13 protein-coding genes and 1 pseudogene are annotated in these 14,150 nt (G+C 73.1%); 9 read left to right on the plus strand and 5 right to left on the minus strand.

The window, feature by feature from the left end; all coding sequences use genetic code 11:
- Positions 1-316: 316 nt before the first annotated feature.
- Together JNW98_RS37030 and JNW98_RS29995 are read left to right on the plus strand one after the other, a co-directional pair.
- Positions 317-907, plus strand: a pseudogene (locus tag JNW98_RS37030) (tetratricopeptide repeat protein); the annotation flags it as partial.
- Between the two features lie 369 nt (positions 908-1,276).
- Positions 1,277-2,161, plus strand: coding sequence for a tetratricopeptide repeat protein (locus JNW98_RS29995; RefSeq protein ID WP_223771442.1), 885 nt, complete (start codon positions 1,277-1,279; stop codon positions 2,159-2,161).
- A 91-nt stretch (positions 2,162-2,252) separates the two neighbouring features.
- On the opposite strand, the gene JNW98_RS30000 is transcribed toward JNW98_RS29995, so the two are convergent.
- Complete coding sequence (locus JNW98_RS30000; protein ID WP_223771443.1) at positions 2,253-3,539, minus strand: DUF1015 family protein; 1,287 nt, start codon at positions 3,537-3,539, stop codon at positions 2,253-2,255.
- Positions 3,540-3,614: 75 nt separating this feature from the next.
- Between JNW98_RS30000 and JNW98_RS30005 the strand changes: the two genes are divergently transcribed.
- On the plus strand, positions 3,615-4,643 hold the full coding sequence (locus tag JNW98_RS30005) for an HAD-IIA family hydrolase (protein ID WP_223771444.1): 1,029 nt from the start codon (positions 3,615-3,617) through the stop codon (positions 4,641-4,643).
- A gap of 200 nt (positions 4,644-4,843) precedes the next feature.
- Here JNW98_RS30005 and JNW98_RS30010 read toward each other — a convergent pair whose 3' ends face one another.
- Together JNW98_RS30010 and JNW98_RS30015 are read right to left on the minus strand one after the other, a co-directional pair.
- The gene (locus tag JNW98_RS30010; RefSeq protein ID WP_223771445.1) at positions 4,844-5,680 is read right to left on the minus strand and encodes a siderophore-interacting protein; all 837 of its coding nucleotides are present in this window, start codon (positions 5,678-5,680) and stop codon (positions 4,844-4,846) included.
- Complete coding sequence (locus tag JNW98_RS30015) at positions 5,677-6,705, minus strand: ABC transporter substrate-binding protein (RefSeq protein WP_223771446.1); 1,029 nt, start codon at positions 6,703-6,705, stop codon at positions 5,677-5,679. The genes JNW98_RS30010 and JNW98_RS30015 overlap by 4 nt, the downstream gene beginning before the upstream one ends.
- Before the next feature lie 58 nt (positions 6,706-6,763).
- Between JNW98_RS30015 and JNW98_RS30020 the strand changes: the two genes are divergently transcribed.
- The 3 genes from JNW98_RS30020 (at position 6,764) to JNW98_RS30030 (ending at position 9,914) form a co-directional block, all read left to right on the plus strand.
- Entirely contained in the window at positions 6,764-7,810 is a 1,047-nt protein-coding gene (locus JNW98_RS30020; protein WP_372459352.1) for a FecCD family ABC transporter permease, read from the plus strand.
- Positions 7,811-7,851: 41 nt separating this feature from the next.
- Entirely contained in the window at positions 7,852-8,880 is a 1,029-nt protein-coding gene (locus JNW98_RS30025; RefSeq protein WP_223771447.1) for a FecCD family ABC transporter permease, read from the plus strand.
- 149 nt (positions 8,881-9,029) lie between these two features.
- A complete protein-coding gene (locus tag JNW98_RS30030) occupies positions 9,030-9,914 on the plus strand; it encodes an ABC transporter ATP-binding protein (RefSeq protein ID WP_223771448.1) in 885 nt (294 codons plus the stop codon).
- Here JNW98_RS30030 and JNW98_RS30035 read toward each other — a convergent pair.
- Entirely contained in the window at positions 9,892-10,239 is a 348-nt protein-coding gene (locus JNW98_RS30035; RefSeq protein WP_223771449.1) for a sterol-binding protein, read from the minus strand. The two genes, JNW98_RS30030 and JNW98_RS30035, sit on opposite strands and share 23 nt — an antisense overlap.
- 69 nt (positions 10,240-10,308) lie before the next feature.
- Here JNW98_RS30035 and JNW98_RS30040 point away from each other — a divergent pair, with 69 nt between their 5' ends.
- The 3 genes from JNW98_RS30040 to JNW98_RS30050 are packed head-to-tail and all read left to right on the plus strand — an operon-like array spanning position 10,309 to position 12,369.
- Positions 10,309-10,602 (plus strand): hypothetical protein, encoded by a 294-nt coding sequence (locus tag JNW98_RS30040; RefSeq protein ID WP_223771450.1) that lies wholly within the window; start codon positions 10,309-10,311, stop codon positions 10,600-10,602.
- Positions 10,603-10,615: 13 nt separating this feature from the next.
- Positions 10,616-11,422 (plus strand): TlyA family RNA methyltransferase, encoded by an 807-nt coding sequence (locus JNW98_RS30045; protein WP_223771454.1) that lies wholly within the window; start codon positions 10,616-10,618, stop codon positions 11,420-11,422.
- Positions 11,423-11,448: 26 nt separating this feature from the next.
- Positions 11,449-12,369 (plus strand): NAD kinase, encoded by a 921-nt coding sequence (locus tag JNW98_RS30050; RefSeq protein ID WP_372459353.1) that lies wholly within the window; start codon positions 11,449-11,451, stop codon positions 12,367-12,369.
- Between the two features lie 163 nt (positions 12,370-12,532).
- Here JNW98_RS30050 and JNW98_RS30055 read toward each other — a convergent pair whose 3' ends face one another.
- Entirely contained in the window at positions 12,533-13,945 is a 1,413-nt protein-coding gene (locus JNW98_RS30055) for a S41 family peptidase (protein WP_223771452.1), read from the minus strand.
- Positions 13,946-14,150 lie beyond the last annotated feature (205 nt).

Genomic DNA, 14,150 nt, shown 5'->3' on the forward strand with positions numbered 1-14,150 from the left:
ACGCTGGGACCAAGGGTCCTTTTTGTTTTTGTCGAAGCGCATCCGCCGGGCGGGTGCGCGAGAATGACTGCGGTACCTCAAGACAGGAGTCACGTCGATGTCCACCAACTCTCCCGACGACCGTTCGGGCGGCGACCGCCACGGCGGGCCGCGGGGCGGCTTCCGCCGTGACGACCGTGGCGGTCGTCCTTCCGGCGGCGGCTACGGCCGACGTGACGACGACCGCGGCGGTTACCGCGGTGGCCGCGACGACCGCGGCGGCCGGCCCTCCGGCGGCGGCTATGGCCGTCGCGATGACGACCGTGGCGGTTTCCGCCGTGACGATCGCCGTGACGACCGCGGTCCGCGTCGGGACGATGACCGTGGCGGGTTCCGTCGCGACGACCGGCCCTCCTTCCGCCGTGATGACCGTCGTGATGACCGTGGCCCTCGTCGGGACGACGACCGGGGCGGTTTCCGTCGCGACGAGCGTCGTGACGACCGTGGCGGTCGGCCCGCCGGCGGTGGCGGCTATGGCCGTCGCGATGACGACCGTGGCGGCTTCCGCCGGGACGAGCGTCGTGACGCCGACCGGCCCTCGTACCGTCGTGACGACCGTCGCGATGAGCGTGGTCCGCGTCGGGATGACGAGCGTGGTGGGTTCCGTCGCGATGAGCGTCCGGCGTTCCGCCGTGATGACCGTGGCCCTCGTCGGGACGACGACCGGGGCGGTTACCGTCGCGACGAGCGTCGTGACGACCGTCGCGATGAGCGTGGTCCGCGTCGGGATGACGAGCGTGGTGGGTTCCGTCGTGAGGAGCGTCCGGCGTTCCGTCGGGACGACCGTCGTGATGACCGTGGCCCCCGTCGGGATGACGACCGTGGTGGGTTCCGTCGCGACGACCGGCCCTCCTTCCGCCGTGATGACCGGCGTGACGATCGTGGTCCGCGCCGCGATGATGACCGTGGTGGGTTCCGTCGTGATGAGCGTCCGGCGTTCCGTCGGGACGACCGTCGTGATGACCGTGGCCCGCGGCGCGTTGACGACCGGGGCGGTGTCCGTCGCGACGAGCGTCGTGACGACCGTCGTGATGTCCGTGGCCCCCGGCGGGATGACGACGGTGGTGGGTTCCGTCGTGACGACCGTGGCGGCCGGCCCGCCGGCGGTGGCTACGGGCGTCGGGACGACCGGGACCGGGACCGGCAGGGCGGTGGCTACCGCGGGCGGGACGACCGCTCGCGCGGTGGCTACGGGCGCCGTGACGACCGGGACCGTGACCGCGTCGAGCGGGAGCCGGTGAAGCGGCTGCCCATTCCCGACGACGTGACCGGCGAGGAGATCGACGCGGACGTGCGGCAGGAGCTCATGAGCCTGCCGAAGACGCTCGCCGAGGACGTCGCCCGCAACCTCGTCATGGTGGCCAACCTGCTGGACGAGGACGCCGAGCAGGCGTACGGCTACTCGCGGGTCGCCCTGCGGCTCGCCTCGCGCGTCGCCGCCGTCCGTGAGGCCGCCGGCTTCGCGTCGTACGCGACCGCGCGGTACTCCGAGGCGCTGGCCGAGTTCCGGGCGGCGCGCCGGATGACCGGCTCCGTCGAGCTGTGGCCCGTCATGGCGGACTGCGAGCGCGGCATGGGCCGCCCGGAGCGGGCGCTGGCCATGGCCGGCGAGCCCGAGGTGCAGAAGCTCGACAAGGCCGGTCAGGTGGAGATGCGCCTGGTGGCCGCCGGTGCGCGGAAGGACATGGGGCAGGCCGAGGCCGCCGTCGTCACGCTGCAGAGCCCCGAGCTGGCGTCCAACTCCGTCCAGCCCTGGACCGCCCGGCTGCGGTACGCGTACGCCGACGCGCTGCTCGACGTCGGCCGTGAGACCGAGGCCCGCGAGTGGTTCGCCAAGGCGCTGGAGGCCGACCAGGGCGGTACCACCAACGCCTCCGACCGGCTCGCCGAGCTCGACGGTGTCGAGTTCACCGACGTCCTCGCGGACGTCGAGGAGGCCGAGGACGTCAAGGACGCCGAGGACGCGGTGATCGAGGCCGCCGAGGACGCGGTGATCGAGGCCGCTGACGAGGCGAAGGACGAGGCGAAGGACGAGCCGAAGGAAGAAGCGAAGGACGAGGCGGCCGAGGCTGTCGACGAGACGGGCGGCGAGAAGCCCGTCGAGGGCGGCGACGCTCGCTGAGGCGCTGAGTTCCCCGTGTGAACGGCGGTGGGGCGGGACCCTTGAGGGTTCCGCCCCACCGCCGTTTTCCGTTGGCGTCGGGTGGTGTGCGTCAGTCCAGGGTGAGGCTGCGCAGGACCAGGCCCGTGGCCGGCTTGGGGCCGAACGAGGTCGACTTGCGCGGCATCGTCACGCCCTGGGCGGCGAGCTCGTGGACGACCTCCTCGCGCACGGGGTGCATCAGCACGGCCGTACCGCCGTGCCGCTCCGCCTGGGCGACGGCCGCCGCCGTGTCGTGGATGTAGCCGATGTGCTCCGGGTCGTCGCTCACCCGCCACACGTGCTCCAGCAGCACCGAGTGCAGGACGGTGGCGTCGAGCTCGCGCCAGGCGCGCGGGCGGTCGGCGGGGACCGTACGGGCCAGCAGGGCCGGGTCCGGGCGGTCCAGGAGGTGGAAGCGGCCGTCGCCGGCGAGGAGGAAGGCGTTGCCGTGTTCGTCGGCCGCGGACGCCTCGGCCAGGGCCTCCAGGGCCGTCGGCAGCGGGGCGTCGAGAGTGCGGACGCGGAACGTGTCCGAGACGGCGGCCAGCGCGTCCGCGAGCGGCAGGCGGTGCAGGAGGCGGTGGATGGCCCTGACCCGCAGCGGGTAGCGGGCGGTGTCCACGAGGAGGACGAGGCCGTAGTCCCACGGGCCCGGCGCCGGCTGCTCGGCGTGCAGCCGCTGGTAGGTGGCCCAGCGGTGGTGGCCGTCGGCGATCAGGGCCTGGCGGTGGGATAGGTCGCCCCCGATGCGGGCCAGGTCCTCGGGGTCCGTCACGGACCAGAGGCGGTGGGCGAAGCCGTCGTCCGTGGTGGTGGAGAGGAGGGGAGCGGTGTCCGTGACGCGTTCGATGACCGCGGCGGCGCCGGTCGTCGTGCCGTCGCCCCGGTAGGCGAAGAGCAGCGGCTCCAGGTTGGCGCCGGTGTCCCGCATCAGGGCGGCGCGGTCCTCGACGATGTGCGGCATCACGTCCTCGTGCGGGAGGACGACCTTCTCCTCGCGGGGCGTGAGGCGCAGGGCGCCGATGAGGCCGCGCTGGAGTATGCCGTCGCCCCGTTGTTCGTACACGTAGAGCGCGGGTTCCGGGTCCGGGGCCAGGATGCGTTCCTCCTGCCAGCGGCGCAGGGTGTCGGCGGCGCGGCGGTGGCGGTCGGCGGCCGTGGCGGCCTGCGGGAGGATCAACCGGACGATGTTGTGCGGATCGGCGGTCTCCAGATGGCGCAGCCCGTCGGGCCGGACGACGACGTCGTACGGTGGCGACGTCACGGCCGCGAGGCTGCCCACCCGTTCGGGGACGTAGCGCAGGCCTCGGAAGGGGGCGAGACGGAGGCCGTGTGCCGCGGGATCCGGATTGCTCATCAGTAAATGTTATGTCTCCTGGCCGGATGAGCAATGATCGAGACAGAGACGAACAGCACAAGGAGCGAACTCCGTATGAACGAGAGCGTCCGGACCCGGCCCGGTGGCAGCGAGCGCCGGCTGAGCGAGGCCTACGACACCGCCCTGCTGGATCTCGACGGGGTGGTCTACGCCGGGGGTGAGGCCATCCCGCACGCCGTCGCGTCGCTGGAGACGGCGAGGAAGGGCGGGATGCACCTGGCGTACGTGACGAACAACGCGGCCCGGACGCCCGATGTGGTGGCGGCCCACCTGACCGAGCTGGGGATCCCGGCCGAGCCGGGGGATGTCATCAACTCCGCGCAGGCGGTGTCCCGGCTGATAGCTGAGCAGCTGCCGGCGGGGTCGCGGGTGCTCGTGATCGGCGCCGAGGGGTTGCGGGTGGCCTTGCGGGAGCGGGGGCTGGTGCCTGTCGATTCCGTGGATGACGATCCGGCTGCTGTGGCTCAGGGGTATGGCGGGCCTGATATGCCGTGGTCGCGGTTGATGGAGGCTTCGTACGCGGTGGCGCGTGGGCTGCCGTGGTTCGCCTCCAATACGGACCTGACCATTCCGAGCGGGCGGGGGATCGCGCCCGGGAATGGTGCTGCCGTGGAGGTCGTGAAGATCGCTACGGGGCGGGTGCCGCAGGTTGCGGGGAAGCCGCTGCCTCCCATGCATCGGGAGACCGTGTTGCGGACGGGGGCTGAGCGGCCGCTTGTGGTCGGGGACCGGCTCGATACGGATATCGAGGGGGCTCACGCGGGAGGTGTCGACTCGTTGCTGGTGCTTACCGGGGTGACCACCGTGCGTGAGGTTTTGGCTGCTCGGCCGGAGCATCGGGCGACTTTTGTGGCTGAGGATTTGCGGGGGTTGTTGGAGGTGCAGCCTTCCGTCTCCGAGGGAGACGGGGGGTTCCGGTGTGGGGGGTGGACCGCCGCCGTGCGGGACGGGGTGTTCGTCCTTGACGGTGAGGGGGAGCGTGTCGACGGGTTGCGGGCGCTTTGTGCTGCGGCCTGGACGTCGGCGGGGGATGGGGTCTGTGGTGCGGATGCGGGGGGTGCGCTGGGCCGCTTGGGCTGGTAGGGGTGCCCCAGTCCCGCCCCTTCGCCGTTTCCCGGGGCTCCGCCCCGGACCCCGGGAAACGGCTTCGCCGTTTGTCCTCAAGCGCCGGACGGGCTGGGTTGGGGGCTCCGCCCCCGCACCCCCGAAGCGTGCTTCGCGCTCCCCCAGAGGGGGCACCCCCAGTCCTCAGGCGCCGGACGGGCTGAGGGGGTGCGGGAGGCTCAGGCCAGTTCGTCCAGGAGTTGTTCCTCCGTCTTGCCTTTCCGCCAGTAGCCCGTGAACGTGATCGCCTTGCGGTCGATGCCCCGGTCGTTGACGAGGTGGCGGCGGAGGGCGCGGACGGTGCCTGCTTCGCCGGCTATCCAGGCGTAGGGGGTGCCCGGGGGGAGGGTGGCTGTGCTGACGGCGTCCGTGAGGGTGGGGTCCGTGTCGCGGATGAGCCAGGTGATATCCGCGTCCGCTGCCGTCGGGAGGGGCTGGATGTCGTCCGGGTGGGGGATCTCGATCCAGACGCGGGCCGGCATGCCGGCGGGGAGCCAGGCGAGGATGCCGGCCACTGCCGGGAGGGCGGACTCGTCGGCGGTGATCAGGGTCCAGTCGGTGCCGGCGGGGGGGCGGTAGTCGGCGCCGCCGTTGTCGGTCACGACGGGGGCCAGGATCGCGGCGCGGTCGCCCGGGCGGGCGGTGCGGGACCAGGCGGAGGCGGGGCCGCTGTGGGTGGCGTCGCCGTGCTGGACGAAGTCGACGTCCAGTTCCGTGGTGCCGTCCGGGAGCCGGCGCAGGGCGCGGAAGGTGTAGGTGCGCATGACCGCGCGGGTGGACGGGTCCTGGGCGCGCCAGCGGGCGTACCAGCCCTCGTCCAGTGGCTCCGGGAGGAGGGGTGTCTCCTGGCCGGGCTGCGGCAGGAAGAGCTTGAAGCGCTGGTCGCGGCCGTCGGTGACGAGGTCGCCGAGGCGGTCGCCGCCGAAGGTGACGCGGATCAGGGCGGTGCCGATCCGCTCCGTGCGCAGGACGTGGACGTCGAAGAAGCCGTAGGGGAGGGCGGGGCGTTCGGTCACAGCTTCTTCGCCTTCTCGATGGCGGCGGTGAGGGACTCCAGGAGCGGTGCGCAGCCCGCGTAGGAGAAGCGGGGCTCGCTGAGCCAGGGGCTGACCTGGCCGGCCTCGACGGCGGGGAGCTTGGCCCAAGTGGGCTTGGCGGCCAGGTCCTTGGGCTGGAGGGCGGAGGTGCGGCTGTCCAGGAGGATCAGGTCGGCCTCGTACTTGTTGGCGTTCTCCCAGCTGAGGCTCTCGAAGTAGCCGCCCTTGTCGAGCTTCTGGGGGACGACGAAGTCCACGCCGAGCTCGCGGAAGTACATCAGGTCGGCGTTGACGGCCGGGTTGGAGACGTAGAAGAGGTCGGCGCTGCCGGAGGCGGCCATGACCTTGACGCGGTGGGACTTGGCGGTCCGGCGCAGGGTCTCGGCGGCCTTCTCGAAGCGGGCCTTGGCGTCGGTGACCTTCTTCGCCTTGAGGTCCGCGCCCAGGGAGGCGGCGAGTTCGGCGTACCGCTCGATGGGCTTGAGCATCGAGACGCGGGCGGAGGTGAGGCCGACGCTGGGGGCGAGGCCGAGGATCTTGTCCTTGCTGTCGTCGGGCACGTACCAGAGGGCACCGGGCTCGAACATGTTGGTGACGAGCAGGTCGGGGTTGAGGCTCGCGTACTTCTCGACGCTGAACTCGCCCCAGGTGTTGCCGAGGACCTTCACCTTGGCGACGTCGAGGTCGCCGGCCTGCGGGTCGGGCTTGCCGTTCTTGAGCGTCGTCGGGCCGAAGACGCCGACGCACTCGACGCCGAAGTCGTGGAGGGCGGCGGCCGTTCCGGTGAAGGCGACGATGCGCTTGGGGGTGCTGCCCGCCTTCACCGTGGTGCCGCGGTCGTCCTTGAAGGTCCAGGGGCCGCCGCTCTTGCCGGAATCGTTCTTCGACGAGGAGTCCGAGGAGCCGCTACCGCCGCACGCGGTGAGCAGGGCGCCCAGTCCGAGGGCGCCACCGGCCGAGAGGAGGCCACGTCGGGACAGTACGGTGGTGCGGGGCGTGCTCATGGGTGGTGCTTCTCTCGGTAAGGGGCGATGTTGAGGGTAGGCTAACCTAACTCAAGTGTTGGCTGTCGTCTCCCCCCACGTACCACCGGGCACCTCCCCCGAGGCGGTGCGCCGCCGCAACGGCGTGCGCGCGCTCGGCCTGCTCGCCGCCGCCGGGCTGCTGTTCGTCGTCGCCATGGCGTCGGTCGCCGTCGGTGCCAAGCAGGTTCCCCTGGACCAGGTCTGGCACGGGCTGTTCCACTACACCGGGAGCGAGACGGACGTCGTCGTACGGGACCTGCGCGTCCCCCGCACCCTCCTCGGCATCCTCACCGGCGCCGCGCTCGGCCTCGCGGGCACCGTCATGCAGGCGCTGACCCGCAATCCGCTCGCCGACCCCGGTCTCTTCGGCATCAGTTCGGGGGCCGCCGCGGCCGTTGTGTCCGGCATCAGCTTCCTCGGCGTCACCTCGCTCACCGGGTACGTGTGGTTCGCGTTCCTCGGGGCCGCCGTCGTCTCCGTCGTCGTCCACGTGCTCGGCGGCAGCCGGAGCGCCACCCCGGTCCGGCTCGCCCTCGCGGGCACCGCCGTCACCGCCGTCCTCAACGGCTATGTGTACGCGGTGGAACTGACGGACTCGGCCGCGCTGGACCGGATGCGGTTCTGGACGGTCGGCTCGCTGGCGTCCGCCAACGCGACGCTCGTCGGGCAGGTCGCGCCGTTCATCGCCACGGGCGTCGTGCTCGCCTTCGCGCTGGTCCGGCCGCTCAACGCCATGACACTCGGCGACGACCAGGCGCGGGCGCTCGGCACCCGGCCGGCCGTCACCCGGGTGCTCGGGCTGGCCGCCGTCACCCTGCTGTGCGGCGCGGCGACGGCCGCCTGCGGGCCCATCGTCTTCGTCGGGCTGATGGTGCCCCACATGGTCCGCTCCTTCACCGGGCCCGACCTGCGCTGGGTGCTGCCCTACGCCGCGCTCCTCGCGCCCGTCCTGCTGCTCGGCACGGACATCCTGGGCCGCGTCGTCGCCCGGCCCTCCGAGCTCCAGGTCGGCATCGTCACCGCGCTCGTCGGCGGGCCGCTGTTCATCCGCCTCATCCGGCGCCGGCGGACGGCCGGGCTGTGAGCCCCCGACGCCGGGCCGTTCCCGGACATCCGAGAAGGACCATGAACGTCGTCCGTACCCCCGGCGGGTTCTCCGTGCGCGTCGCGCCCCGCGCGGTGCTCGCCGTGCTGCTCCTGGCCGCCGCCGCGCTGGCCGCGTCCGTCGCGCTCATCGGCACCGGCGACTACCCGCTGACGCCCGCCGAGGTCGTCCGTACGCTGACCGGCGGGGGCACGCCCGCGCAGGAGTTCATCGTCGACGACCTGCGGCTGCCCCGCGTCCTCGTCGCCCTGCTCGTCGGCGCGGCCCTCGCGCTGGCCGGCGCGGTCTTCCAGTCCGTCTCCCGCAACCCGCTGGGCAGCCCGGACGTGCTCGGCATCGCGCAGGGGTCGACGGTCGGGGCGCTGTCGGTCATCGTCCTGTTCCAGGGCACGCCCACCGCCGTCTCCGGCGGCGCGCTGGCCGGCGGGCTGCTCGCCGGCGCGGCCATCTACCTGCTGGCGTGGCAGAAGGGCGTGCACGGGCAGCGGTTCGTGCTCGTCGGCATCGGCATGACCGCCATCCTCACGTCCGTTGTCGGCTATCTGCTGACGCAGGCGGACCTCAACGACGCGACGCGAGCGACGACCTGGATGGTCGGCTCCCTCAACGGGCGCGACTGGAAGCAGGTGTGGCCGCTGCTCGCGGTCTGCGCCGTCCTCGCCCCCGTCGTCCTGAGCCAGGGGCGCGACCTGCGCATGCTGGAGATGGGCGACGACACGGCGTACGCGCTCGGGGTGCGGGTCGAGCGGACGCGGCTGGTCTCGCTGACCGCGGCCGTGCTGCTGACCGCCGCCGCCACGGCCGCCGCCGGGCCCATCGCCTTCGTCGCCCTCTCCGCCCCCCAGGTCGCCCGCCGTATCACCGGCTCCCCGGGCCCCTGCCTCACCGCCGCCGCGTGCACCGGCGCGGCCCTGCTCGTCACCGCCGACTGGGCGTCGCAGCACCTGTTCGGCGCCGACCGGCTGCCCGTCGGCGTCCTCACCGGGATGCTCGGCGGCTGCTACCTGCTGTGGCTGCTCCACACCGAGCGCCGGGCGGGGCGGGGATGACGGCGGGAGCCCGCGCGGAGGGCGGGAGTTCCGCAAGGGACGTTCGGGATGAAAGGGACGCCCGGGGCGGCGGCCGGTCCGGGCACGCGACGGCGAGCTCGGCGCACACGACGCACATGACGAAGACGTACGGACAAGGAGACCACACCATGAGCCGACTGCAGGCCGAATCCGTCACCCTCGCCTACGACCGGCGGGTCATCGCGGAAGACCTCTCCGTCGCGATCCCCGACCACTCCTTCACCGTCATCGTCGGACCCAACGCCTGCGGCAAGTCCACGCTGCTGCGCGCGCTCTCCCGGATGCTCAAGCCGTCGGCCGGCTCCGTGCTCCTCGACGGCCAGGCCATCGGCTCGTACCCGGCCAAGAAGGTGGCCCGGACGCTCGGTCTGCTGCCGCAGTCGTCCGTGGCGCCGGACGGCATCACCGTCGCCGACCTCGTCGCCCGCGGCCGCTACCCGCACCAGGGGCTGCTGCGCCAGTGGTCGAACGAGGACGAGCGGATCGTCCAGGAGTCGATGGAGGCCACCCGGGTCGCCGAGCTCGCCGACCGGCACGTCGACGAGCTCTCCGGCGGGCAGCGGCAGCGCGTGTGGATCGCCATGGCCCTCGCCCAGCGCACCCCGCTGCTGCTCCTCGACGAGCCGACCACCTACCTCGACATCCAGCACCAGATCGAGGTCCTCGACCTCTGCGCCGAGCTGCACGAGGAGCAGGGCCGCACGCTCGTCGCCGTCCTGCACGACCTCAACCACGCCGCCCGCTACGCCACCCACCTGATCGCCATGCGGGACGGGAAGGTCGTCGCCGAGGGCGCGCCCAACGACATCGTCACGGCGGAGCTGGTGGCACGGGTCTTCGGGCTGAGCTGCGAGATCATCGACGATCCGCAGACGGGGACGCCGCTCGTCGTACCGGCCGCCCGGCAGGCGCGGCGGGGGCGGAAGGAGGCGGCGGCGGAGGTGGCGGAGCCGGTGTCCGTGGAGGCGATAGGCGAGGCCGCCGTCGCCGCTACAGGACCGACCGCAGCCTGAGGACGTCGACCAGGCCGGCCTTGAGCTTCACCCGGCCGCTCGCCCAGGCCCGCGCGAAGTTCAGCCGGCCGTCGACCAGGCCGACGAGGTCGTCGCCGGACATCTCCAGCCCGATCTCGGACCGCCGGTCGGGGACGCCCGGCACCGCCCGTACCTCCATGAGCCGGCCCTCGCGCAGGTGCCCCACGAAGGTGATGTCCAGGTCGGTCACATGGCAGCTCAGCGAGCGGTCGAGCATCGCGGCGCCGCGGAGCCGCTCGTCCGCGCCGGCGAGGTTCCGGGCCAGTCTGTCGAGCGCGCTGCGGCACTCCTCGATGGTCGCCATTGCCCTGGACGGTACACCGCGCGGAGGCGAACACCGGAGAAGCGGGCGGTCCGGGGTAGCGTCGGGGGCATGAGCGAAGAGGGCGTGGTGGAGGGGGCGGGGGCCGGAGTGTTCCCGAGCGGCGAGGTCGAGGCCGCCGAGTCCGGTGGGCCGCGGCCGCTCGGTGTCGAGCGGACCCCCACCGGGCACCCCGGCGTCGACGGTCACCTGGCCCGGCTCGCGGACGCCGACCACCTCGCCGCCGACGGCCACCTGGCCGTGTACGAGGATGTACACCAGGGCCTGCGGTCCGCGCTCGCCGCCCTCGACGAGCGCCCCGACCGACCGCCGGTCCCCACGCGTCCGTACGACAACAGGAGCTGAACCGCCCGTGGGAGTGACCCGCCGCCGCCTCGACGCCGAGCTGGTGCGCCGCAAGCTGGCCCGTTCCCGCGAACACGCGAGCCAGCTGATCGCCGCGGGCCGGGTGACCGTCGGCGGCGCGACGGCGACCAAATCCGCCACCCAGGTGGAGACCGCCGCCGCCATCGTCGTCGCCCAGGACGACAGCGACCCCGACTACGTCTCGCGCGGCGGGCACAAGCTCGCCGGCGCGCTCGCCGCGTTCGTCCCGCTGGGGCTGAAGGTCGAGGGGCGGCGCGCGCTCGACGCCGGGGCCTCGACCGGCGGCTTCACCGACGTCCTGCTGCGCGCGGGCGCCGCGCACGTCGTCGCCGTGGACGTCGGTTACGGGCAGCTCGCCTGGTCGCTGCAGAGCGACGAGCGGGTCACGGTGAAGGACCGGACCAATGTGCGCGAGCTGACCCTGGAACAGATCGACGGGGAGCCCGTCGACCTCGTCGTCGGGGACCTGTCGTTCATCCCGCTCGGCCTGGTGCTGCCCGCCCTGGTGAACTGCACCGCGCCCGGCGCCGACCTGGTGATGATGGTCAAGCCGCAGTTCGAGGTCGGCAAGGAGCGGCTCGGCAGCGGCGGCGTCGTCCGCAGCCCCGAGCTGCGCGCCGAGGCGGTGCGCGAGGTCGCCCGCCGCGCGGCCGGACTGGGCCTCGGCGTCCTCGGCGTCACCGCCAGCCCGCTGCCCGGGCCGTCCGGCAACGTCGAGTACTTTCTGTGGCTGCGCGCCGGTGCGCCCGAACTGGACCCGGCGGACGTTGACCGTGCAGTGGCGGAGGGGCCTCGGTGACCACTACAGAAGCGACATCGGAGACAGTGCGGGGAGACGGGGTCGGGGACGGCCGGACGGTCTTCCTGCTCGCGCACACCGGGCGGCCGGCGGCCATCCGTAGCGCCGAGCTCGTCGTCCAAGGGCTGCTGCGCTGCGGCATCGGGGTGCGGGTGCTCGCCGAGGAGGCCGCCGACCTGCCGCTGCCGCCGTCCGTCGAGCGCGTCGAGACCGGGCCCGAGCGGCCGGACGTGCTGGACGGGTGCGAGCTGATCGTCGTCCTCGGCGGGGACGGCACGCTGTTGCGCGGCGCGGAGTTCGCGCGCAGCTCCGGGGTGCCCATGCTGGGCGTCAACCTCGGCCGGGTCGGCTTCCTCGCCGAGGCCGAGCGGGACGATCTCGACAAGGTCGTGGACCGGGTCGTGACGCGGGAGTACGAGGTCGAGGAGCGGATGACCCTCGACGTGCTCGTCCGGACGGACGGGCACGTGGTGCACACGGACTGGGCGCTCAACGAGGCTTCCGTGGAGAAGGCGGCTCGGGAGCGGCTGCTTGAGGTCGTTACGGAGGTTGACGGGCGGCCGGTTTCGCGGTTCGGGGGGGATGGGGTGGTTTGTGCCACTCCTACCGGGTCTACCGCTTACGCGTTTTCCGCTGGGGGGCCTGTGGTGTGGCCTGAGGTCGAGGCGCTGCTCATGGTGCCCATCAGCGCTCACGCGCTGTTCGCCAAGCCGCTGGTGACCGCGCCGGATTCGGTGCTGGCGGTGGAGGTGCAGCCGCAGACGCCCAATGGTGTGCTGTGGTGTGACGGGCGGCGGAGTGTGGAGTTGCCGGCGGGGGCTCGGGTGGAGGTTCGGCGGGGGGCTGTGCCTGTTCGCTTGGCGCGGTTGCATCATGCTTCGTTCACTGACCGGTTGGTCGCGAAGTTCGCTCTGCCGGTGGCGGGGTGGCGGGGGGCACCGCACTAGGGGGCGCCTGCGGCGGGCTGTGCCCCGGTCCCTCCCCTTCGCCGTTTCCTGGGGGCTTTGCCCCCAGCCCCCCTTTTCGCGGCTTCGCCGCTCGTCCTCAAACGCCGGACGGGCTGGATAGTCAGCCCGTCCGGCGATTCGGGAAGGGGCGGGGCGGGGACCCTCACCCCGTCAGCAGCCGCCGCGCCCGTGTCAGCGCCGAGTCGCGGTGCGCCGTGAACTCCTCCTCCGTGAAGACCGGCGTCCGGATGTGCGGCGGGACGCCCGTCACGTCGTACGTCCGCCGGTCACTCGGACGCATGAACTCCTCGTTGGGGAGTCCGAACGTCCAGCCGTTCGGGAGCCTGCGCTCCAGGACGTCGGAGAAGCAGCCCTGGGTGTTCTCGCCGATGCGGACGGGGGCGGGGGAGCGGCCCTCCAGGGCCTGGGTGAAGGTCTCGCCCGCGCTGATGGTGAGGCGGCCGGTGAGGACGGCGACGGGGCCGGTGTAGCGGGAGGACGAGGCAGGGGTGACCCTTACGGGGACGGGCCGGGTGAAGCTCCGGGGGTCGTCCGGGTCGTTGCGGGCGTGCTTCAGGTAGGCCGTGTACGGGCGGTCGGTGAGGCGTTCGGCGATGCGGACGCCGAGTCGGTCCGAGCCGCCGCCGTTGAAGCGGACGTCGAGGATCAGACCGCGCGGGGAGCGGGCGAGGACGTGGTCCAGGGCCCGGTCCAGCTCGGCCTCGTCCGCCTTCGGGCCACCCTTCGCGGCGAACCGGGTGAAGCTGGTGATCCGCAGATACCCCGTGCCGTCGGGGAGGTCGGCGTACGACAGCGCGCCTTGCGCCCAGGTGCGCAGCGGCGCGCCGACGGCCTCGGCGACGGCCTTGTCCATCCGGGCCATGGACTCCGGCGTCGGCATCGTCGTGTCCGCCCGGTGGCCGGCGAAGCGCTTGTGCTTGCTCACCACGACGCTGGTGTGCCCGTCATGCAACGGTTCGATCATCCGGCTGAGGACGTCGAACAGCTCGTCGTCGGTGGTGTGCGCCGTGACCCGGGGGCGGAAGCGGTCGCCCACCGCCTTCCAGTCGACCCCGTGGGCCTTGAAGAACGGGTAGTTCTCGGCGTACGTCCGCCAGAAGACGTCGAAGACGCGGCGCGGGTCGGGCCGCCCGCCCTCGCCCGGCTCCGGGCCGGCCGTGCAGTCGGCGGGCAGTGCTTCGGCGCGGCGCAGGACGACGTGGCCGACGCTCCCTTCGTAGTCGAGCCGCGCCCGGCCGCGGCCGGTGGGGGCGATCGTCACACCCGCGTCCTCCGCGTCGGTGAACCGGCCGGAGCCGTTCCCCTTCGCCTCGAACAGCCCGGGCAGGCAGCTCACCGCCGTGGTGTCGTAGGTCCGGAGGCGGCGGCCCCCGCCCTCGACGGAGACCAGCATGCCGTAGCCGTCCGTGCGCCACACGCCGTCGAGCCGGGTGCCCGGTCCGGGCGAGGGGGCGGCCGGCGCGGTGGTGGCGGACGCGGTCAGGGCGACGGCCGTCGTGAGGAGGAGGGCGGAGGCGCGGCGGCCGCGGGTACGGGCGCGGGGGCGTTCGGTCATGCGGCCAGCCTGCCGGGGGCGGGGGGAGGCGGGCCATGCGGTGGTCACCCGGAACGGGGGTGGGGTTGTCCTCAGGGTGATTTCAGGGCGGCCTCGGGGGTGGTCCTGGGGCCGGTCTCAGGATGCCCAGGGGTGCTGCCCCCCCCGGGGGTGGCCGCCCCCGGCCTCCGGGGGAGCGCCCGGCGTCTCAGGGGCGTCCCGGGGC

Source organism: Streptomyces huiliensis (assembly GCF_020037025.1).
Taxonomy (GTDB): Bacteria; Actinomycetota; Actinomycetes; order Streptomycetales; family Streptomycetaceae; genus Streptomyces; species Streptomyces huiliensis.